Origin of the sequence: Peribacillus simplex (assembly GCF_030123325.1) — a bacterium.
Classification (GTDB): domain Bacteria; phylum Bacillota; class Bacilli; order Bacillales; family DSM-1321; genus Peribacillus; species Peribacillus simplex_D.
Window position 1 is genome coordinate 2,930,825 of sequence record NZ_CP126106.1, and the last position, 22,144, is coordinate 2,952,968.

14 protein-coding genes and 2 pseudogenes are annotated in these 22,144 nt (G+C 38.8%); 2 read left to right on the forward strand and 14 right to left on the reverse strand.

Annotated elements, in window-relative coordinates; all coding sequences use genetic code 11:
* Positions 1-20 precede the first annotated feature (20 nt).
* Both lhgO and QNH43_RS13875 read right to left on the reverse strand, forming a co-directional pair.
* Positions 21-1,238 carry an L-2-hydroxyglutarate oxidase gene (gene lhgO, locus QNH43_RS13870; protein ID WP_283914564.1) on the reverse strand — a complete coding sequence of 406 codons (1,218 nt, stop codon included), beginning with the start codon at positions 1,236-1,238 and terminating at the stop codon, positions 21-23.
* Positions 1,239-1,252: 14 nt separating this feature from the next.
* Positions 1,253-1,927, reverse strand: a complete 675-nt coding sequence (locus QNH43_RS13875) for a GntR family transcriptional regulator (RefSeq protein ID WP_076369367.1) — start codon at positions 1,925-1,927, stop codon at positions 1,253-1,255.
* Positions 1,928-2,689: 762 nt separating this feature from the next.
* On the opposite strand from QNH43_RS13875, the gene QNH43_RS13880 reads away from it, so the two are divergent.
* A complete protein-coding gene (locus QNH43_RS13880; protein WP_283914565.1) occupies positions 2,690-3,400 on the forward strand; it encodes a Dph6-related ATP pyrophosphatase in 711 nt (236 codons plus the stop codon).
* Positions 3,401-3,912: 512 nt separating this feature from the next.
* On the opposite strand, the gene QNH43_RS13885 is transcribed toward QNH43_RS13880, so the two are convergent.
* The 12 genes and pseudogenes from QNH43_RS13885 to QNH43_RS13940 form a co-directional block, all read right to left on the reverse strand.
* Complete coding sequence (locus QNH43_RS13885) at positions 3,913-4,485, reverse strand: tyrosine-type recombinase/integrase (RefSeq protein WP_283914566.1); 573 nt, start codon at positions 4,483-4,485, stop codon at positions 3,913-3,915.
* Between the two features lie 501 nt (positions 4,486-4,986).
* Positions 4,987-5,958: a UV DNA damage repair endonuclease UvsE gene (gene uvsE, locus QNH43_RS13890; protein ID WP_283914567.1), complete on the reverse strand. Its 972-nt coding sequence runs from the start codon at positions 5,956-5,958 to the stop codon at positions 4,987-4,989.
* A 178-nt stretch (positions 5,959-6,136) separates the two neighbouring features.
* Positions 6,137-6,640, reverse strand: a complete 504-nt coding sequence (locus QNH43_RS13895; RefSeq protein WP_283914568.1) for a PCYCGC motif-containing (lipo)protein — start codon at positions 6,638-6,640, stop codon at positions 6,137-6,139.
* 1,025 nt (positions 6,641-7,665) lie between these two features.
* A pseudogene (locus QNH43_RS13900) lies at positions 7,666-8,187 on the reverse strand (DUF1641 domain-containing protein); the annotation flags it as partial.
* The gene (gene fdhF / locus QNH43_RS13905; RefSeq protein ID WP_283914569.1) at positions 8,180-11,143 is read right to left on the reverse strand and encodes a formate dehydrogenase subunit alpha; all 2,964 of its coding nucleotides are present in this window, start codon (positions 11,141-11,143) and stop codon (positions 8,180-8,182) included. The gene fdhF and the pseudogene QNH43_RS13900, both read right to left, overlap by 8 nt.
* Positions 11,144-11,323: 180 nt before the next feature.
* Positions 11,324-13,210: pseudogene (pulA, locus tag QNH43_RS13910) on the reverse strand (type I pullulanase); the annotation flags it as partial.
* Positions 13,211-13,584: 374 nt separating this feature from the next.
* Complete coding sequence (locus tag QNH43_RS13915) at positions 13,585-15,714, reverse strand: ATP-dependent Clp protease ATP-binding subunit (RefSeq protein ID WP_283914570.1); 2,130 nt, start codon at positions 15,712-15,714, stop codon at positions 13,585-13,587.
* A gap of 730 nt (positions 15,715-16,444) precedes the next feature.
* Complete coding sequence (locus QNH43_RS13920; protein ID WP_047679368.1) at positions 16,445-16,897, reverse strand: VOC family protein; 453 nt, start codon at positions 16,895-16,897, stop codon at positions 16,445-16,447.
* 248 nt (positions 16,898-17,145) lie between these two features.
* Positions 17,146-17,589, reverse strand: coding sequence for a C40 family peptidase (locus tag QNH43_RS13925; RefSeq protein ID WP_260320894.1), 444 nt, complete (start codon positions 17,587-17,589; stop codon positions 17,146-17,148).
* Positions 17,590-17,793: 204 nt separating this feature from the next.
* Positions 17,794-18,420, reverse strand: a complete 627-nt coding sequence (locus tag QNH43_RS13930; protein ID WP_283914571.1) for a metal-dependent hydrolase — start codon at positions 18,418-18,420, stop codon at positions 17,794-17,796.
* 499 nt (positions 18,421-18,919) lie between these two features.
* Positions 18,920-19,831, reverse strand: coding sequence for a hypothetical protein (locus tag QNH43_RS13935; protein WP_283914572.1), 912 nt, complete (start codon positions 19,829-19,831; stop codon positions 18,920-18,922).
* A 242-nt stretch (positions 19,832-20,073) separates the two neighbouring features.
* Positions 20,074-20,964: a selenium metabolism-associated LysR family transcriptional regulator gene (locus QNH43_RS13940; RefSeq protein ID WP_283914573.1), complete on the reverse strand. Its 891-nt coding sequence runs from the start codon at positions 20,962-20,964 to the stop codon at positions 20,074-20,076.
* A gap of 134 nt (positions 20,965-21,098) precedes the next feature.
* Between QNH43_RS13940 and QNH43_RS13945 the strand changes: the two genes are divergently transcribed.
* Entirely contained in the window at positions 21,099-22,124 is a 1,026-nt protein-coding gene (locus QNH43_RS13945; RefSeq protein ID WP_283918367.1) for a YeiH family protein, read from the forward strand.
* Positions 22,125-22,144: the final 20 nt, after the last annotated feature.

Genomic DNA, 22,144 nt, shown 5'->3' on the forward strand with positions numbered 1-22,144 from the left:
TCCTCTCTCTTTAACGAATTTTATTTTGTCAATACTGCTTCCAATAAGTGTGATTGTTCCGGAATGCGGTTAACAACCTCTTTACCAATTTCAATTGAGGCCGTTGCAGCAGGTGACGGTGCATTACATACATGGATGGTCCGTTTCCCCATTATAATATGAAAATCATCCACCATATTACCATCATCCTGTAATGCCTGGGCACGTACTCCAGCAGGTGCAGGGATTAAATCATCTTCTTGAATTTCCGGAATTAACTCCTGCAGGTTTTTTGTAAATTGCTTTTTACTAAAAGAACGGACATATTCATCCATTCCTTCCTTCATGAATTTACTAGCCAGCTTCCAAAAACCTTTATAGCTTAAAACTTCAGTTAAATCTTTCGCATTGAAGTCCGTTTTCTTATAACCTTCCCGTTTGAAACTTAGTACAGCGTTTGGACCGGCATCCACTTCACCGCTAATCATCCGCGTAAAATGGACTCCCAAAAATGGAAACTTCGGGTTCGGTACCGGATAAATTAAATGATTGACAAGGAAGCGCTTTTCGGGCTTCAGTTTAAAATACTCACCGCGAAACGGAACAATTTTCATATCAGTTTTATACCCAGCAGCTGCTGCGATACGGTCACTGTGCAACCCTGCGCAATTAATGACCATTTTTGCCTTAATGGTACCGTTGTTCGTATCGATGATGACATCATCAAAATTCTCGTCAATCTTCTCGACCTTTGTTTTCAGCTTAATTTCACCGCCGTTGCCCCGGATGATATCCGCCATCTTTTCACTTACCTGACGATAATTGACGATGCCGGCTTGCGGGACGCGAATCGCACCAAGCCCATTAACATGTGGTTCGATTTCCTTTAACTCATCCACGCCGATTCTTTGTATAGCCAGTTCATTTTGCAAACCGCGAGAATATAAATCATCTAATAGGGGCAACTCTTCAGGCTTTGTTGCAACAATGACCTTTCCGCAAATATCATGTTCAATTCCATGCATCTGGCAGAATTCCGTCATTGATTTGCTTCCTTGACGGGCAAACCGTGCCTTGAAACTGCCCGGTTTATAATAAATGCCTGAATGAATGACGCCGCTGTTATGTCCCGTTTGATGATCTGCAACAACAGCCTCTTTTTCAATGACTACCACTTTAGCATTGGGAAAACGCTGGTAAAGTGCCATTCCCGTCGATAATCCTACAATTCCTCCACCAACAATTGCGAAATCATACACAATTAACACTCCTTTTATTGATGATTTTTAGTATTCAGCAACTCCATATACGTAATTAGATTGTTCTTAGTCCGCAAGATGTGAAATTCTACTGCTGCCCTTAGTTCTGCAGGATCTCCTCTTAGTGCCGCTTCATATATCATCCGGTGTTCCCGTTGCGTTTCTGGGTAATAATCAATCAGCAAATTCGGCGCAATGGGTGAGATCCCCAACGTTTCTACCATTTTTTGAACCCTTGGCCATGGGCACCCTTTTCGGAGGGTTTCATGAAAAGCCGCATTCAAAAGGATATAATGCTCATTGGTTTCGTCAGATAACTGAATTCCTTCCATTTCAATCAATATTCCCTTTAGTTTTTCTTTGTCCTCCTTTGTTAAGTAAGGAAGTGATTTTTCTACTGCAAGTCCTTCAAGCAGAGACCTGGTATGATAAATTTCTTCAATATCATCCCGGGTGATCGGTGTGACGATTGCTCCTTTATGGGGAACCATTTCCACCAACCCTTCCAGTTGAAGCTGTGTAAGGGCCTCACGAATGGGCATCCTGCTAACTTCCAGGCGATCGGCCCACTCCTCTTGGATGAGTCGCTCCCCCTTTTTCAACGTCCCATTCAAAATCGCTTGCCTAAGACTTTTCGTTACATTTTTAACGATTGTAGATTTATCTCTTTTAGAATTAGCATTATCCAATTCAGCGTCCACCTTTCGATATTGGATACAATTTAAACTATATCAACTTAATAAAGCGATTACAATACTGAAAATTAAATAAATTGTATCCAATTTAAAGAACACCGGATACAATACATAAGGTAAACACCTCTACTCATATAAAAATAATTTATTGCATTCGTTTATAAATAACTAAGGTTACACTTTAGCTATAGCCGCCGAAACCCCTGTCTCGAATGAATATTTTATCATACCAAATCAAGAATACGCTGGTTTGAATGTTTACAAGATGAACATTCCATAGGTGAAGCTTGGAAAAAGATATGGCAGCTGGAAGAAGAACAGAAATTGAACAGAAAATATAGTGTGGATTTTGAAATGTACTATCCTGATGGAAAAGTGGAAATACATATTGCGGAAACATAACTAATAATAAGAACCTATTATGTTAAGTGATCCATAAAGGTAGGCTTTATTTTGCTGGCCATAAGGGCAAGAACCGGTCACCCACCGGGGACTCATTCCTTTTTACTTTGCCTGTGTTCATTAGAGATGTGAACAATCCCTCCTTTTGCAATATGACTTATCCCCTTCAGTTCATTTTGTAGTAGTTTCTTTGAGATGAACTTATTTTTATTCATTATTTTTTGGTGTCAGGATACATTAATATTTTATCTGAAAGCTACAACCGTGATAAAATCAAACAAATATAGTTATGAAAATTCATCTATAAAATATGAAATTTGGCAAAAAAGTCATTAGAATAAAGGGGAAAATTGCATGGCGGTATTAATCGATTGGAAAAATAGTGCTCACGGGCATAAATTCATAGCATCTTTTAGCGGAGGAAAGGATAGTGTCTTAGCTCTATATAAAGCAATGAAGGATGGAGAAGCTGTAGGACTGATTGTCATGCTGGAGGAGGAAGGAAAACGTTCCAGATCCCATGGAATGCCTCCGGAACTCATAAAAGCCCAAGCTGAATCAATAGGTTTGCCTGTATATACAGCTGCTGCCAGTTGGTCTGATTATGAAAAAGTATTTATGCGCCTTTTAGAAACTGCTAAAAATCAAGGAGCAGAAGTGTTGGTAACTGGAGACTTGGATATGCCCGCTCATGGCTGTTGGCATGATAAGGTTACGAAGAATGCCGGGTTGAAGCTTGGAATGCCTTTATGGGAAATGAACCATCGTGACGCTGTCGAAGAGTTCATGAATCTAGGATTCGTTACGATCATTGTAACCGTTAATTTATCTTTGGGAATGCGAGAAGATGATTTAGGGCGAACGTTAACCCATGAATACGTGAAGGAACTTGAAGCTCGCGGCATTGACCCCTGCGGAGAAGGTGGAGAGTTTCATACAACAGTAATAGATGGGCCTATTTTTAAACAGCCGATACCAGTTCGTAAATGTGAGATTATTAAGGATGGGGAGTATGCTTTTTTACCTTTGGAGTTAGATCATATAACGAATAAGAGTACCTTATAACCGAACTAATAATCCAAATTCCTTGCAGGCATTCTCTACTTCACCCCGATTATTACATGTTCTCTAACAATTGGGGTGAAGTTCATAAGGTGGAATCCTTTTTTGGACAGGAGGATAAACCGCCAATTTTAGTTACCATAATATTATTATAGTAACAACATTGATTGGCCCCCTTTCATTCTTGATAACTTTTGTAACATTATTTTTTCAAAAAAGTAGAATAACAGATTTTCAGAAGTCTAAATGTTTCTAATATATTGTTCGAAAAGAAATTGGAATTTTTAACAGAATCGCTACTGGATGATATCAACAAAAAAGACTATATTCTAGTCTTTTTTTTTGTTGATATCATTCGATTGTGTTAAGGCCCTGTCCAATTACCAGTAATACCAGTTACCTCTAGCATACAGATATTTCTTAATAATGTTTGGGTTGGAATAATTGCCCATTACAAAACTGTAATATCAATCATTAAATAATGAGTAATACAGGAGTTGTCTTCGTTCTTTCTGTTAATAATAGAAATCCATTAATGTTTCGTCCATTAAATCCTGTGTGAGCCCTATGTAAATCATCGTATCTTTGGGATTGGAATGATTAAGGATTTGTTGCAATAAAGCGATATCCTTGAATTTTTGGTAATGCAAATAGCCGAAAGTTTTTCGAAGGGTATGTGTACCGACATCCGGAATGTCTGCCATTTCAGCCGCCTTGTTCAAGACCCGATAGGCCTGTACCCTAGTGATTGGACCATTGCCTTTTCGACTCGGAAATAAATACTGTTCATTTTTCAGGTTCGATTTTCGGACATACTTCCTAACTTCCTTACGAAGTTGAGGATTGACAAGGAACCGTTTAATTTTCTCTGTTTTTTGCTCCACAATAACTATATGCGTACCCTCAAGAATGTCTTTCACTCGCAATTGTAACAGATCCCCTATACGTAACCCGATGTTTATCCCGATTGAAAACATCATATAATCCCTGTAGCTGCAATATTTTAATAATGATTTCTTCATCTTTTCTATGTGATCCAACCGGCGTATCGGCTGGACATTCTTTATTTTTTGAGAGGCTGCATGCATGAATGGCTCATTCCCCTTTCCCCTTCTTTCATTGTACGTGAACAGGTGAAAAGAAGGCAAGTTTTATAAATTTCGAACCCTTATAAACCTTGATTTAATGCGTTTTCGAATGTATCAATAGAGGTCCTTTGTTACATTCGAAATATTCTAATAAAAATAACCCGAAAACACTTAAAATCTACCAACCTCCATTTAAAACGCTATATAGTCCCATATGGTGTTTTTAATCAAAACTCGATTCATGACTCTAAGGGATTAAAACAACAGCTTTAAAAGCTAAATATGAAGCTCGTTTTTTCGGCTTTTTAATATATTATTAAAATAATGTATACAAGTTCAATCATCCAATCAATGTAGAAGAATCCACTATCCATTTATTTGGCATTTACTATATTTACTATAACATCATTATGTAAACAAATATATTAATCGTTTTTCATACTGAAATTTATTAAAAAATCTAATTAAACTCTCTTTATCAAATTTTTATTACGCCGCGAATCAATGAATATAAAAACTGGCATCATCGATGATCTCAATTTCTTTGTAAGCTTTCAGCTGATCCATCAATTTGAAAAGTGCTCCATCCTTTTGCTTCGCTTCAATCATGCAATCTAATTGCGATAAGCTTCCTTTAATATGTTGTAAAAATTCCATGAACATTCCTGTATCCACAAAGTCAGCATGTGCTCTAAATTCTTTATCGGACCTTGGACTTGAAATATGCATTTTAGGAGGTAGCTTCGAATTACTCCAGGTATTTAATATTCGATCCCAATGATTTTTCCAATCTTCACTTGGTAACTGATGTGCGAGGTAATGATGATAATCAAAAACCATTGGAATCCCTAATTTCTCACATAAATAAAGGGTTTCAGACAAGGTATAGGTAGTATCATCATTCTCAAGAATGACCATTCTTTGAATCGATTCAGGAATCAAACCCCAATTATGGATGAACTGCTCCAATGCCTGTACATTCTCTCCATAACCGCCACCAACATGCAGAACACAGCGATGCTCTGGATCCAATCCCATTTTTTTCAATAACGTATGATGCATCCTTAATGTTTTTAATGATGTCTTCAGAATATCGATATTTGTACTATTCAAGATGACGAAATGATCTGGGTGAAAATCTATCCTTATTTTTGGGTGGTTCGTTATGAATGTTTTTAATTTAGCCAGTTCTTCTGAAATAGGATCAATGTAATCCCATTCTGGAATTTCAGGATGATTGGCTAAAGGGATAAGTTTTGAAGAAAGCCTGAAGAACTGAATATTATTAGCTTCGTTATGAATCAGTAAACGCCAGCAATTATGAAGATTGGATATTGCAATGCGTTCAAGCTTCCTTATCGCTGCATCCCTGTCCTTAATTTTCGAAAACTGAGCAAAAGTCATCGTTTGGGATGGTGAACAGTTTGGAACATGATTACTCATGGCTACATAACCAAGGCGGATTAATGTCAATGGGATAGCTCCTTTACGGTTTTAAGGTTATTGGAAGTATTCCCCTTTGCAATCAATATTATATATGTAAGTAACCATCCCTTCAAAAAATTAAAAAATGGCCTTTTTCCGAATGAATATCGGGCAAAAGCCATTTTTCCAAATATCATTTTCTCGCTAGAATTTCATTCTTTTTCCCTTACACTTCAGGGGTTGGGGTCGGTTTGGCATATCCACTTTTATATTTTTCATCGACTTTATTCCGAATCTCTTTGATGCTCATACCATCATTTAAGTCCAATATGGATTGTGCAGCTATTTCTAAACAAACTCCACATCTCGTCCCGTGGTCATCCCAAACCACTTCACCATTTTTTTTATTCTCATGGATAAAGCAATCATAATTATTTTTATGGTTAGCTGATTCCCCGCAACCGCAGTAACAAGGTATTTTTTCTAGTAAATCCTTGTTTTGAGCAACAGCTAAATAGATTGTCTTCATATCCTCAGGTTTATCTGCTAAGAAATCCGGTGCTATTTCCTTGCTGCTGGTCTCCTCCTGAAGATCTCCGGATACCGTATGCTCTGAATGTCCTTCATGACTGCTTTCTTTTTGTACAACACTTTCCTCTTCACTTGAACAACCTGAAAGTATTAAAGAAGTACAGATTCCCAAAGAGATGATCATTAATTTTAGCTTCATTTATACACTCCTCGATCAATTTGATACTCCCATTTTATGGCACGCAAGGAATTTCCACAAGCATTAGGTTCCATAATTAGTAGGGTTAGAAATGCCAAGTATCCATCCCACGAATAACCAAATCCTTTCTGGTACAGATTTCGTGCATATATTTAAAGTATTATCCACACTTTAAGAAAAAAAGAATGAGGTGATATTGTCGTGAGAGCGCTACAATCATTGTTAATTTTGTTAGGTACTTATTTACTTATTATCCTCATTGATTACCTACAGGGCTTAAATATATGGCATTCCTTCTATAGCATCAATCGAATGATCGAATCTCCACACCAAAAATCGGTACAGGCAGCTGTAATCCACCTTGACGGTTTGGCTGATGCTAACATTATTAATGAAAACATCGTGGACCCATTATTATCTTCTCCGCGAGCCACTGTGAAATATTGTTTATAGATAAATCTGAACTGTGCCCGAGCTCGTTCATTAATCTCTCTACATTTTCATTCACATCGCCCGATAAGATGCTATTGGAAGTAGGTTTTACTTTAGCACTTTTAGAAGAACGTCCTATTCTCACATTTCCGCCCCTTTTGATTAACTGTGTGTATATGTTCGTTTCACTAATAATTAACTTTATTATTTGTATCCAATATAAATATATGTAATAAAAGGCTGGTGAGAAAAAATTTGATAGTAATTTTACCGCAGTCCGCAATCGGAAAAAGCCGATGATTCCCTACAAGGGAATCATCGGCTTTAATATTTTTGTGAAATTGGTCACCCCTATTCAAGAGAAAGTCATACCGTTCATCCTAGCGTTTGCAATCAAAATTACGAAAACGAACGAGCTAGGGACTTTACTTCTTACTTTTCGATAAAGTTAGCGGAATGGTTATTAGCGAAACTCCTGCAACGATCCAAAACCAGCTGGCATTTCGTTTTTTTCCTCTTCCGCCTTCACTGGGTATACTTGATCCGTATGATTTTCTGGTGGTCGGCCGTTCTATGTCTGCTGTTTCATTCGCTTTATGCAATTGCTGATTCTCTGGTAGTTGGGTTGTTCTTTCTAAATCGCTTGTATCTTCTCCCATTCCTTTCAGGAAAGTCATCAGAAAAGTCATGGCTTGTTTTACTTCTTGGTCATTCAAGGAACGCAGCAACGTTAGATAGCTTGGCTTATCAGGCATTTTATCAGCTTCGGCCACACGGGCAATCCCAGAATTGACTTTGAGGATAAGCGGTTCAAGCTGCTGAACATTAAGTGTTCCTAAAGTGCCGAGTATGAGAAGGAGATTTTTTAGTGTATTTGCCGTTTCTGGGGTGTCTGCTGTCTTGACCAAAATGTTCAGCACTTTGTCCCCTTCCTTCAATAAACTGTTAACCATTGATAATATCCCACGATCCTGCATGCCTTTCATAACTTCAAACGTTTCTTTAATCACTTCTTTATTTTCCAAAAGGGTACGCTCTATATCCTCGAGTTCAATTCTTTTTCTTTCTTCATCGCTTAAGGTGATTCGATTGATCACTTTTGTCGCTTTAGCCACGGTTCCTCTCCTCCTTTTTGATTTTCAAGAGGTCACCAGGGAATATATAATCTTCACGGGCCCATTTTTTTTGAACTTGAACACCTATCTGTGGTTGTGGATTACCATTACGATGGTTGATGCTCGGCAATGGATTATCTCCTTTGACCCTGAGCACTTCCATTTTTGCCTGAACTTCCTTATAGGCAGGGGTATCAGTATCTTTATCTGAATGACTGCTTGTCAATTGGTTGATTGCCCCGTCACCTGAATCGTTCATTGGCAGATAAACCTCTTTACCTTTTACACGATCTGTAACCAGGCATTGCACTTTTGCATTTCCATATGGTGAAGTAAGCCGAACAAGCGTGCCATCCTCAAGCCCTCTATCTTTTGCCAATTCCCGGGATACCTCAAGGAAAACTTTTGGCGTTTTGGAAATGATCCCTTTTGATTTATAAGTCATGTTTCCTTCGTGGAAATGCTCCAACAGTCGGCCATTATTCACATGGATATCAAACTCATCCCCAAAGTCAATCGGTTTGGTCCATTCGACTGGAAATAACCTTGCTTTTCCATCAGGGAAAGGAAAAGCTTCCGTGAATAAAAGCGGCGTATCTTTACCATCTGGTGCCACTGGCCATTGAAGACTTTTATAACCTTCCAAGCGTTCATAACTTACTCCAGCATATAATGGCGATAGTTTAGCTGCTTCGTCCATGATTTCACTTGGGTGCTCATAATTCCAACCTGCTCCTAACGAATTAGCTACATTCATAATGATTTGCCAATCAGGTTTAGAGTCACCCAATGGTTCAAAGACTTGATAAAGACGTTGAATACGGCGTTCGGTATTCGTGAAAGTACCTTCTTTCTCAAAACTTGGGCTTGCAGGGAGGACGACATCCGCGAATTCTGCCGTTCTGGATAAGAAGATATCTTGTACCACAAAGAATTCCAGTTTTTCAAATGCTTCATGAACATGATTAATATTGGAATCGACCAGCCCCATATCTTCACCTTTTAAGTACATTGCTTTGATTGTACCTGCATGAATCCCTTCGACCATTTCATGATTATTAAGGCCAGGGTTTTCGGGTATTTTGGCACCCCAGATGTTTTCATATTTTGTGCGTACGTTTTTGTCCGTTACTTTTTCGTAGCCTGGCAAGCGATCCGGCATACTGCCAAAGTCGCTGGCTCCTTGGACATTGTTATGTCCGCGTAAAGGATAAGTACCTGTTCCAGGTTTACCGTAGTTGCCTGTTATGAGCAATAAATTGGAAATTGCAGTACTCGTATCGCTTCCTCCGCCATGCTGGGTAATGCCCATGGCCCAAAGCGTTACGACGCTCCCCGCTTCATGAATGGCCTCTGCAAGCGTAATTAAATCTTCTTTAGCTATCCCTGTTACTTTTTCCGCATATTCCATTGTGTAAGGTTCTAAAGTCTTGATGTATTCCTCCATCCCATTTACACGATTTTTGATGAAGCCTTTATCTGTCCAACCTTTGTCGACGATATATTTAGTCAAGGCCGACAGCCATATGATATCCGTTCCCGGAGCAGGTTGGATGAAGAGGTCGGAACGTTCAGCCATTTCATGCTTTCTGATGTCCGCAACAATCAGCTTCTGTTTTCCTAGTTTATGGGAACGTTTGATCCTGGTAGCCAAAACGGGGTGGGATTCGGAGGTATTCGAGCCTATGATCAATACAAGTTCGGACTTTTCGATATCCTTTATGCCCCCTGTATCCCCGCCATATCCAACCGTTCTGAATAGTCCCAAAGTCGCCGGTGTCTGACAATACCGGGAACAGTTATCCACATTATTGGTGCCAATGATTCCCCTTGCCAGCTTTTGCATTAAATAGGACTCTTCATTGGTGCATTTGGAAGACGTTATGAAAGCCATCGAATCCGGTCCGTGATACTCTTTGATTTCGGTGAATTTACGGGAAATCAATTCAAGGGCTTCATCCCATTCAGCTTCCCTGAACGCATCTCCTTCTCTAATTAAAGGTTTTGTGAGTCTTTCTTCACTATTCACGAAATCCCATCCGAATTTCCCTTTTACACAGGTCGAAATTCCATTTGCAGGTGCCTCCACTTGCGGTTCGATTTTTAGGATTTTACGATCTTTGGTCCAAACGTCAAAGCTGCATCCTACCCCACAGTATGTACAAACCGTTTTCGTCTTCTTGATCCTTGCATCCCTCATGGCTGATTCCATATCTGAAATCGCTAAAATCGAACCATATCCCGTTTCAACATTTTTCGTGATTTCTATCATGGGTCGAAGAGTTTGTTTAGCGATGCCTGTTAAAAATCCAGCTTCCCCTTCCATTCCTTTTTCCATCATTGCATTACACGGACAAACTGTGGAACAGTGTCCACATGACACACATGATGATTCGTTGATTGGAACATTATTATCCCAAATGACACGTGGGCGTTTAGCTTCCCAATCAATGGTCAATGTTTCAGTGACCTGTACATCTTGACAAGCTTCAACACAACGGCCGCAAAGGATGCATTGATCCGGATCATATCGATAAAATGGATTCGACCGATCCACTTCATATGGTTTTTGATCAAAAGGAACACTTTGATGGTTTACCTTCATTTCCTTAACAGTATTGTGTATTTCACAAGTGCCGTTATTATAATCGCATACCGTACAATAAAGCTCATGGTTATACAATATTTTGTCCATCGCCATGACCTGTGCTTGTTTTACGTCTGGTGCAACTGTATCGATTACATCCCCATCCTTGACCTTGGTGGAACAAGACCTTACAAGTTCTCCATTAACGCTCACTAAACATGTATCACATGTTTCGATGGGACCTAGGCTAGGATGGTAACAAACATTCGGAACTTCAATCGAGCTATCCGTCAGCATTTGTAAAATTGTTTGATTACCTTCCAGGCTGGCCTCGGCACCATTGATTTTTATCTGTACTTTCTCTGGCAAAATAATCGCTCCCCTCTAAAAAACGATAAAATTCATCATTAAGTATTTTCTACCCCCGCACATTTTTTCTCAAACTTGCGAAAGAAAATAATGGAAGACTTCATTTGAGCAATAATTTCATATCAGAAAATGAAATAAAGTCAAAGAGAGACGTAGTTTTCACTCACTTCGACTTTATTATCATTGGTTAGAGTTTGTTTTCAGTACAAACGAACTTAAAGGGGCAACGGTAATCTGACTCCCTTTAACCCTTTCTATTTCTTTCAGGCCCGCCCGCTGACCATCCACTAAGACGGACCAATCACCTTCGTGGGGAAGAGAAATGGTTATCCCGTCCCAATTTGCATTATGAATCACGGCAATTTTGTAATCCTTATGTTTTAAAGTAAATGCAACCACATTTGGCGGAGCATCAATGAATTGTAAATGCTCCTCAATTTCTTCGGGTGTGCTTAACCTAAAAACAGAATGATTTTTCCTGAGCGAAATTAGTCCTTTCATATACTCCACTTCCCGATCAAACTCCGCTCTCCTTTTCCAATCCAGCCGGTTAATCCAATCGGAAGATTGATAGCTATTTTCATCCCCATCCTTCGTGCGCATGAACTCTTGTCCAGCATGTATCATTGGAATTCCCTGTGACAGTAAGACGACGGCCGAAGCTAATTTATGCATCTGTTTCCGTACTTGTTCCGTCGCATCTGGATTAGTGATGAGAAGCTTATCCCATAAAGTATAATTATCATGTGCTTCAACATAATTGATCACTTGATCTGGTCTTTGATATGTTGCTATATCTTCATCATATTTCAAACCACCAGCGATGCCCTTTTTTATAATATCTTCCATTCCCGGTTTGCCATTCACGAATCCTTTATCATGTTCATTCATTACAAACCCTTTTAAACCATCACGAATCGCATCGTTAAAGTGAGCGATTCCAGGCATTTTAAAAGCATTCTTTTGATTTGCTTTCAGCTCTTGGGCCAGGGGGGTATCCATATCCCAGCCTTCTCCCAAAACAATGAGGGTCGGATCAATTTCTGCCAGTACCTTTTTCACCTCATTCATCGTTTCCACATCATGAATTCCCATTAAATCGAAACGAAAACCGTCAAGGTTAAATTCCTTCGCCCAATAGGTTACGGATTCAACGATGAATTTTCGCATCATTTTACGCTCAGACGCGGTATCATTTCCTACACCAGTTCCATTAGATAAGGTGCCGTCAGCGTTATAGCGAAAAAAGTAAGTGGGAACGAGTTTATGGAAGTTTGAGTCCTCCACTGTATAAACATGATTATATACAACATCCATGATTACTCGTAAACCGTGATCGTGTAAACCTTGAATCATTTCCTTTAACTCCCTGATCCTGACTTTTGGTTGATACGGATCAGTCGAATAAGAGCCCTCGGGAGCGTTATAATTCTGTGGATCATATCCCCAGTTATATTGTGGTTCATTCAATTTCATTTCATTGACTGTTGCAAAATCGAATATCGGGATAAACTGAACATGGGTAACACCTAGATCTTTAATATGATCCAGACCCGTTTTCACTCCTTCTGGACCTTTGGTGCCGGCTTCAATTACTCCTAAGAATTTACCTTTAAGATGGATTCCGCTTTCAGGATGAATCGACAAATCCCGTGTATGCAATTCATAAATGACTATGTCCTCAGCTTTTTCGAGTGGTGGTTTATTCCGAGTCCACCTTTCAGGATCCGTATCATTTAAATCTATCACGACTCCTTTATTACCATTAACGGTAACTGCACGAACATAGGGATCGACGGCTTCACTCCAGGTTTCTCCCACTCTCACTTTATATGTATAAATCAAACCATCCTGATCTCCGTTCAGCTCAATGGTCCAGGTCCCCTTCTCCGAACGAACCATCGGAATCTCCATTCCATCTGTATCATCCCAATGTTTATAAGTGACTAGCTTAGCTTCAGATGCAAGTGGTGCCCATAATCGGAATGCCGTTTTATCTTTTAGATAGGAATTTCCTAAATCTTTTCCTTCATAGAAATATAGTTCATCCAATTCCGCCGGGTTTACTGGATTAATATTTGCAATCGGCAGAGATTCCAACTGATTTTCCGCTTCATTATCCATTGGTTTTCGATTGTTTTTATTTTCCTCTTCAAAATAAGAAAGTGAATCTTTAATAGGTCATTCCTCCATTGAAATTCCCATTTTAGAACAGGAATTATTAATATTTATGATCATAAGCGAATCTTCCCTCATGTTATGATTCCACAGGCGTTTCCCATCAAAACATTCGATCGGCAAATTATGTCGAAAATTCAGAAATCTATATTTAATAATCGAAAGCTATAGGTCAATTAGCTTAACCTTTCCTATCATTTTATAAAAATAAAAAAAATGCCTCCATAACAGTTTTACGGTCTTGGAGGCATTTCTAGTACTCTTTATGGTGTTTTAATAATTTTCACAGAGGTATCCTCAACAATTGCAGTGAAGTTCTTTACTTCAGGCTGCTCAAAGATAAAGTCAGTGATGCCATCTTCGAGCTGTTCTTGAATAACACGGCGGAGCGGTCTCGCACCGAAAGCTGGGTGATATCCAAGTTCAATTAGCCTTTGTTTCGCTTCATTAGTTACATCTAAAGATAAACCATTGGCAGCAAGTGTTTCGTCTAGCTCGTGAATCATGATATCAACGATTTGCAGAAGGTCTTCCTTCTTCAATGCCGAGAATTCAATGATGCTATCGAATCGGTTCAAGAACTCCGGTTTGAAGAAACTGCCTAAAGATTGTAGGATTGAAGCCTCTTCCACAGCTGAACTTGTACCGAATCCCATTACTTTTTGTTTTTCACCGACTCCAGCATTACTCGTCATGATGATTACGGTATCCTTAAAAGTAACAGTCCGCCCTTGACTATCGGTTAAGCGTCCATCTTCCATGATTTGCAGGAACATATGCAATACATCCGGATGTGCCTTTTCGATTTCATCCAATAAGATGATACTGTAAGGCTTGCGGCGAACTTTTTCCGTCAATTGTCCAGCTTCCTCATGCCCTACATACCCAGGAGGAGAACCGATTAATTTAGAAACACTGTGTTTCTCCATGAATTCACTCATGTCAAGACGAATCATCGCTTCCTTGTCACCGAACAATTCCTCAGCAAGAGTTTTCGCCAATTCGGTTTTACCTACTCCTGTCGGACCAACGAAAAGGAAAGAACCGGTAGGACGATTTTTGGATTTTAACCCGGCACGACTTCTTCGAACGGCCTTGGAAACCTTTATGACAGCCTCTTCCTGCCCGATTACTTTTTTCATCAGTTCCTCTTGGAGATGAACCATTCTTTCTTGCTCATCTTCCTGGAGCTTACCTACAGGTATACCCGTCTTTTGTTCGATGATATTTTGAATGTCTTCAACGGTAACGGTTGGCTTAATTGCATCTTCCCCATCCTGCAAGGAATTTTCCAGTTTTTCTTCTTCATCACGAAGAAGGGCAGCTTTTTCATACGCTTCTTCTTTTAAGGCCATTTCCTTTTCTTTATAAATTTGTGACAGACGCTCTTTGATGTTTTCCACCTGGACGTCTTCGATGGTCAAATTCAATTTGGAACCAGCTTCATCCATTAAGTCTATTGCCTTATCAGGCAGGAATCGGTCTTGAATGTAGCGGTTCGAGAGTTCAACAGCCGCTTTTAGGGCTTCCTCACTATATGTTACACCATGATAAGATTCATAACTATCTTTTAAACCATGTAAGATGACCAATGCCTCAGCCGTTGTCGGCTCATTAACGTGTACAGGCTGGAAACGTCTTTCAAGGGCACCGTCTTTTTCAATTTTCCTATATTCGGATAAAGTTGTTGCTCCGACAAGCTGAAGCTCGCCGCGTGCAAGTGCAGGCTTCAAGATATTTCCTGCATCCATTGATCCTTCGGCTGAACCCGCTCCCACAAGTTGATGAATTTCATCGATGAATAAAATGACATTTTTTCTTTCCTGCAATTCGCTGATCAATTGCTTCATTCGTTCTTCGAATTGCCCTCTAATTCCAGTATTCGAAACTAGTGACGCTACATCAAGCATATATACAAGCTTATTACGTAATTTAACAGGCACTGAACCTTCAACAATCGCTAAAGCAAGACCTTCAGCAATGGCTGTTTTACCGACACCAGGTTCACCGATTAAAACGGGATTATTTTTATTGCGTCTATTTAGAACTTCAATGACGCGTTTGATTTCTTCATTTCTTCCGATAACCGGATCGATAAGTCCTGCTTTAGCAGCATCGGTCAAATTGCGGCCATACTCCTCAAGCAATCCTCCGTCCTCGCCATGTTCAGCTGAATCCGATTTTGGCACATCATTATAATTAAATGGATTGAATGAATTTGGAAATCCATTATATTGGAATTTCCCTGTATCCATTCCTCCCATTGCTGCTCCAAGTTTGTTTCGCTCTTCTTTATAACAAGTGGAGCACAGTTTCACATCATGCTCCTGACCATTCATATTTAGGTGAACTTGAATATTCGCTTGGTTTACATGGCATTTTTCACAAAGCATGTAGTACTCCTCCTTTTTAAAAATGAATTCACAATAAATCTTTGACCTTCTTTGACTTTCTGACTTTATTATACATTGACCTTCTTTGACTTTCAATAATTTTGTCTGGGAATTTTTTTGCAATAAAAAAAGAGATTCCATCGATTTGGTTTGCTAAGCATATTAAACTATCCTTTTTCAGTCAAATAAAAAGATTCTATGTATGCCAAATTGGTACATTCAGATATTATTGATTACCCACTTCAGGATAACCATAACCTAATCTATTAACAAAACATCAACTCTGCCTTTTTCAGGCCTAATCATAGTCTTGTCCATATTCCTCATCCACTCTTATTTTTAAAAATAAGGCTATGTTAAATCCTGATGTTGATTTTTACGATAAGAAAACCGCCTCGTTGAAGAGGCGGCTTATTGAGCTATCGTACCCGTTAGTTGAGTCCCTTTAATTTGGTTTTGCATTGATTTCCGTTAAAGTTCATGCATCACGAAGTCCCACCGAGTTAAGGCAGCTTGCTGCCGTCCGCGAGGTGGTTAGTCGGTGCGGATGTGTCCCCGCAATTACTTCCTCGTTCCTTGTTTCCGGGACCAAGGGTCGCCCAAACCCGGAGCGTGAATGCGATGTTTATATGATGCACCCGACTTCTTCGAGATACTTTCACACTGCTTTTCTGTTTCTGTTTTTACTCTAGTAATGTATATTTCAGTTAAGTCTTCTTTTAAACGTCACTTATTTATTACCGAGTTGTTCCGCCAAACCGATTAGAAGTCCTTCATTTCCACGAATGTAGCAGAGCCGATACGAGTCCTCGTACTGAACCACTTCGCCAACGAGCTGAGCACCATACTTAGTGAGTCTGGATACCATTTCGTCAATGTCTTCAACGGTGAACATGACGCGTAGATAACCGAGGGCATTTACAGGAGCAGTTCGGTGATCTGATATAGTAGGTGGGGTGAGAAATCGCGAAAGTTCAAGTCGGCTGTGGCCATCTGGGGTAACCATCATAGCAATCTCTACACACTGTGAACCCAGCCCGGTTACGCGACCAGCCCATTCACCTTCGACAGTAGCTCGCCCTTCGAGCTTCAAGCCAATCTCCTCGAAGAAAGAGATTGCGTCATCAAGGGATTCTACAACGATGCCAACATTGTCCATTCTTAGTAATTTGTTTTTTGCCATAGTTTTATCTCCTTATGTGTACAAATTTATTACCTGATCATCTTCATATTTATTCTATCAAGAATTACTAATTCCTTCCTAACGATTACATCTTGTCACAGTTCATGATAACAAATAATACCTGCTTTAATTACATATAAAATCAAAAAGGTTTCGGAATGAAACCATTCCGAAACCTTTTTGTCTGCAAACTGAAAGAGACTACATTAAGTCTCTTGGTTTTTTATATTAAGGTTGATTTTCTTCTATTATATACGTTTCGCACCAATATACTTTGGCTTCCAATAACTATTATTGGTTTTAGCGTATGAAACTCCTTTAGATGATGATGAGTGTATGAACTCATTATTTCCTATGTATATGGCCACATGTGTAGGTTTTTTCGCTTTATTTGGTGCAAAAAACATTAAGTCACCTTTTTGCAGGCTTTTAACTTTCTTTCCTTTTTTATATATGTCAGCAGCGGTTCTTGGTAAATTCTTACCAGCCTTTTGATATGAATACTTCACTAAACCGGAGCAATCAAAACCTGAAGAAGACATGCCACCCATTTTATATTTTGTACCTAATTCACTCTTAGCCACCTTAATCGCTTTTGTATGATATGAAGCAGCTTCCGCTTGGTCCCCAGCAAAGGATGCGGTAACAAGCATGATAGCCAATGACAATCCGACGACAATTTTCTTAAACAAATTATTTTACCCCCTGATGTGATTTGCTAAACTTAATATACTAGAAAAGGCATATCACTCGCATCACAGGATCTTTACAAATATGTTACTTTTAGTAGATTTAGGAAGAATGACCATATAAAACATAAAAAAAAGTCGAATCAGGTGTCCCTTCTATTTAAAGTTTTTTACCTCATAGAAAAAACAGCGGTAAGAAAACCACTGTCAAAATTCTTTTGAGAAAAATGGAAGAAATAACTTTACCCCACGTTTATTAAAAGGTAAACATTTCAAATCTGCAATTAAATGACTTATGTATCCTAATAAACAAGTAGTGAAAATTCCGTCAATCCCCATAAAGGCTTCGAATTGATGGGCAATGATGCCAAAGAAAGCGATACCTGCAATCGAATGTGTATAACTTCTATGTGGTGTAAAGGATGCTAGGATAATATAAACGCCTAACAGCCACAGCCAGCTTTCCTGCAAAGATAAACCGCCTCCTAAAACCGCTAATCCAGTCAAGGTCAGCATATGCCTTTGTCTGATGAAAGATGAAATGATGATGATTCCGATTCCTGCCCCTACACCGATCCATTTTTCCGTTTCAAATCTTACCAAAAGACTATAAATGACCATTAGTATTCCAATCGTTTGTGCTATCGTTCGAATAAACTTATGTGAAAAAGTAATCCTATTACTTAACTTCCCATCAATATCCATATCGGGCATAAGGCCTGAAACTCCCCCAATGCCAACCAAGAATAATGTGGTGGTTGGATCTGTTTGAAGTGTGTTTGCCGTCAAGAATCCAACTGCTGCCCCTAATGCCATGTGTGCTGTACCGTTCACTGTCTCTCTCCTGTCCCACTATGAAGTAATCTCTGTTCCCAAGAAACGAATGTTTGTTCGAACCCCTGTATTCTAACTATACAATATTTTTGGGGGAATTTCTTTATTTTTTATAAAAAAGCCATAGTAATCAATAATTTGTGCTTATAAATCCCTCATTCTAAATTAAAATCAATTCTTCTAGAAAGTCTTTAATTGCTTTTTTTAGGTAATTTTCATCACATAAAACCGCAAAATATTTTTCTGTAAATTGTAGTTTTTCATGAAATTTTATCCAAAATATGAATATACTAATCTATAAGGGGAGTGATTCAGATAGCTTTTTTAAACGCCTTCAATAATTTTAAAAACGGGAAAAAGTCCAAGAAAATAAAAAACATGGATTTTCGGGAACAACACGTAAAGAAATCGTCTGAGCTCATTGGTAATAATGTAATTGTCCAAAATATAATAAACAATCACCTTTCCAAAAAAAATAACCACTTGTAGGGTGGTTTTTTTAATTATTATGGGAAATCGTTTCATTCTTTTCCAGCTTCTCACTTGCATCGTAAATATAGTGATACTGTAAATAGTAATCGTATATGACGTTTTGCAGGATCTTAAGCAGTGATTTATCGAATGTATCGAATTCAGTTTGGTAACTATTTAAGACAGTGACAAATCCCCCTTCCATGTTTTCGAAATAATGGATAAGAAAGTTCTTGTAATATTCACTATCACTATTGCTTTTATTCGTAATGCATGGATCGCCGGTTTGAATGGATTTATCAAGCATCGCTTTGATGGATTTAGGCAGCTTAGCTTTTTTGAACTGGTTCAGGGTATAGATATCATAGGTAAATGTAAGTCCTAATTGATCGGAATAAAAATCTACGGCACAGTCCAATGTATAGATCAAGGGGGTTTTAAAGTCCTTGCTATTGGCAATTTCCTCTGATATCTCCAATTGATATTCCTCGGATGTTAAATACGCAGCAAATTTCATTTTTGAACTGCTCATGCTGAATACTTCATAAACGGCTGCATCTTGTTTTTCAATTTCAATTTCGATATTAAAAAATTTAAAGTGTTTTAAACGGTAAAAAGCAATCGGTGCTAATAGGAAAAGCAATATCCAAACAAGGTAAAGAAATAAAGTGTTAAAGATGATTTGATAAAATTCAGACGTAACGATCGGTTCGATGATTAACGATATCAATGTATGTTCAAAGCCCTGAGAAATAGGGGGATTTGTGGCAGGATCAATGGCCCCCTCAGGCTTTTTCAAAGTTTGGATACCTAAATGAGCCATTGCAACGAGTGTATAAACAAAAATTAAAATTGTCCCAATCACATAAAATTTTGGCATGAATCCTATAATCCTGTCGAAAACAGAAATTCGCTTATCTTTCTGCTCCTCTATAGCCAATGTGGTTGCTCCTTTTAAGATTATTAATATCAGGAAAAGTCTACAGGGATTAGAACTTCCTGGAGACTGCCTATTTAATTTATATGTTTGCAATTATGTGAAAATACGTAAAATTCTCATGATGATTGACATATTCCAAAATACTTTCGACGTTTTCATTAAAATTAATAATATTTCGTCGTTAAAAATGCCCAACCTCTTCATTGAAAATGAAAGGATGAGCAAAAGTTTTGGTGATATATTTAGGACGGCCCCTTTATGGCAAATTCTTCGACCTTCCTTAAAAACAACTCCATGGCTTTCGAGGCTTCGAGGTCCAACTTTTTCACGATCGAAAATGGTCTTATAATGGGTTCATTTTTCAAATGAAAGGTTTTCAATTCATTGGACTTCAGTTCTTTTTGTACAGTCAATCGTGATAACAGGGCAATGCCAAGCCCAGCCATCACCGCTTCTTTCACTCCTTGGATACTTGTGAAAATAAAGGTTTTCTTTATATTTAACTCCAGGCTGCTCAGCAGTTTATCGGAATATGTACGGGTTCCCGATCCTTGCTCCCTAAGCACCCATGTTTGGTTTTGGAGCAATGTGCCCTCGATGAGATCCATCTGTGAAAGTGGATGAACCGGGGGGACGACGACAATCATCTCATCATTCATGAATGGTCTGACATCAATATCTTTATAATCCGTTTCACCTTCAATCAAGCCTATATCAAGCTTATTCGAACGTATTCCTTGTATGACTTCATTAGAATTCGAGATGATGATTTGTATGTCCACCATCGGATATTGAGCCGCAAATTCCGCTAAAACTTTTGGAAGGAAGTATTCCCCTATCGTGAAGCTTGCACCTATTTTCATCGTTCCGCTAACCACATTATTAAATTCATTTATTTCTCTTATTGCTGTCTCATAATGATCAAGCATTTGCTTCGCATGTCTATACAAAATTTTTCCCGGCTCTGTTATTTGTACTTGTTTGGGAGAACGATAAATTAATTTCGTTCCTAACTCATTTTCCAGATTTCTTATGTGAAGACTGACTCCTGGCTGCGACAAGTTCAGAATGTCCCCTGCTCTTGAAAAGTTTTTCTGTTCGATTACGGTGACGAATACTTTTAACGGATCCATGGTTACCTCCCTTATTTACCTATGTGTTTCATTTTATCATAAGTAAAAGTAATCTTTGAAATAGCAAAAATATATTTCACTTATTTTTAATTTAGCTTTAAAGTTAAGGCATCAACAAAGATGGAGTGATCACACTGGAACAAACAAACGTCGAAACTAAAAAACTTGGATTTACAAAAGGAATGGCATTGACTTTGCTAATTGCCATTGCTGCAAAATACTTAGCAGAGCTTCCATTCCTTCATATAATGGGACAGTTAGTCATTGCGATACTGATTGGTGTTGTTTGGAAAGCGATCATTGGCATCCCAGCTTACACCGTTGCAGGGACAAATTATTCAAGTAAAGTCCTTTTGAGGATGGGCATTATCTTATTGGGAATGCGCCTGAACCTAAAGGATATATTTAATGCCGGTCCGAAAACATTTGCAGTGGGTGCCATTTGTCTTGTATTTGCTATATTGGTAGTTTATGGATTGACCCGTCTTTTTAAAGTTGAGAAAAAGCTAGGCATATTGACAGCTTGCGGAACGGGAATTTGTGGAGCTGCTGCCATCCTGGCAATTTCCTCCCAAATAAAAGCAAAAGAAAAAGATACAGCAATAGCCGTAGCGACGGTTGCTGTTTTAGGTACAACCTTCACTTTCGGTTATACAATCCTATATCCATTATTGGAGTTATCCGATCATGGATATGGTATATTCTCGGGAGCGACACTCCATGAAATCGCTCACGTGATCGCTGCAGCGGCGCCAGGGGGAAATGAGGCAGTCGACTTGGCAGTCGTGGTCAAATTGACCAGGGTGGCCCTGCTCATTCCCGTTGCCATTTTAATCGGTTTCATCATGAATTGGAAAGATCGATCAAGAGATAACGGAAAGAAATTTACCTGGAAGTCCATTCAAATACCTTGGTTTATTTTTGGATTTTTGTTAATGAGTGCCCTCTATTCTACAGGTGCAGTTCCTGAACCCATAGCCGATAAAATTGTTATGCTTTCCTATATCCTCATGGCTATGTCCATGGCAGGACTAGGATTGAATATTGACCTCGTAACCTTTAGAAAATATGGCGGTAAACCTTTTATAGCTGGACTGATCGGCTCTATATTATTGACTTGTCTCGGGTATGTATTAGTTCAGGTTTTCCATTTAAATTAACTTTTCAATTAAAACAAGCA

Excerpts from the sequence above, each read along its gene's own strand:
- QNH43_RS13915 (WP_283914570.1), bottom strand. The coding sequence starts at position 15,714 with ATGCTTTGTGAAAAATGCCATGTAAACCAAGCGAATATTCAAGTTCAC.
- QNH43_RS13895 (WP_283914568.1), bottom strand. The coding sequence starts at position 6,640 with ATGAAGCTAAAATTAATGATCATCTCTTTGGGAATCTGTACTTCTTTA.
- QNH43_RS13940 (WP_283914573.1), bottom strand. The coding sequence starts at position 20,964 with ATGGATCCGTTAAAAGTATTCGTCACCGTAATCGAACAGAAAAACTTT.
- QNH43_RS13885 (WP_283914566.1), bottom strand. The coding sequence starts at position 4,485 with ATGCATGCAGCCTCTCAAAAAATAAAGAATGTCCAGCCGATACGCCGG.
- QNH43_RS13920 (WP_047679368.1), bottom strand. The coding sequence starts at position 16,897 with ATGGCAAAAAACAAATTACTAAGAATGGACAATGTTGGCATCGTTGTA.
- QNH43_RS13880 (WP_283914565.1), top strand. The coding sequence starts at position 2,690 with ATGGCGGTATTAATCGATTGGAAAAATAGTGCTCACGGGCATAAATTC.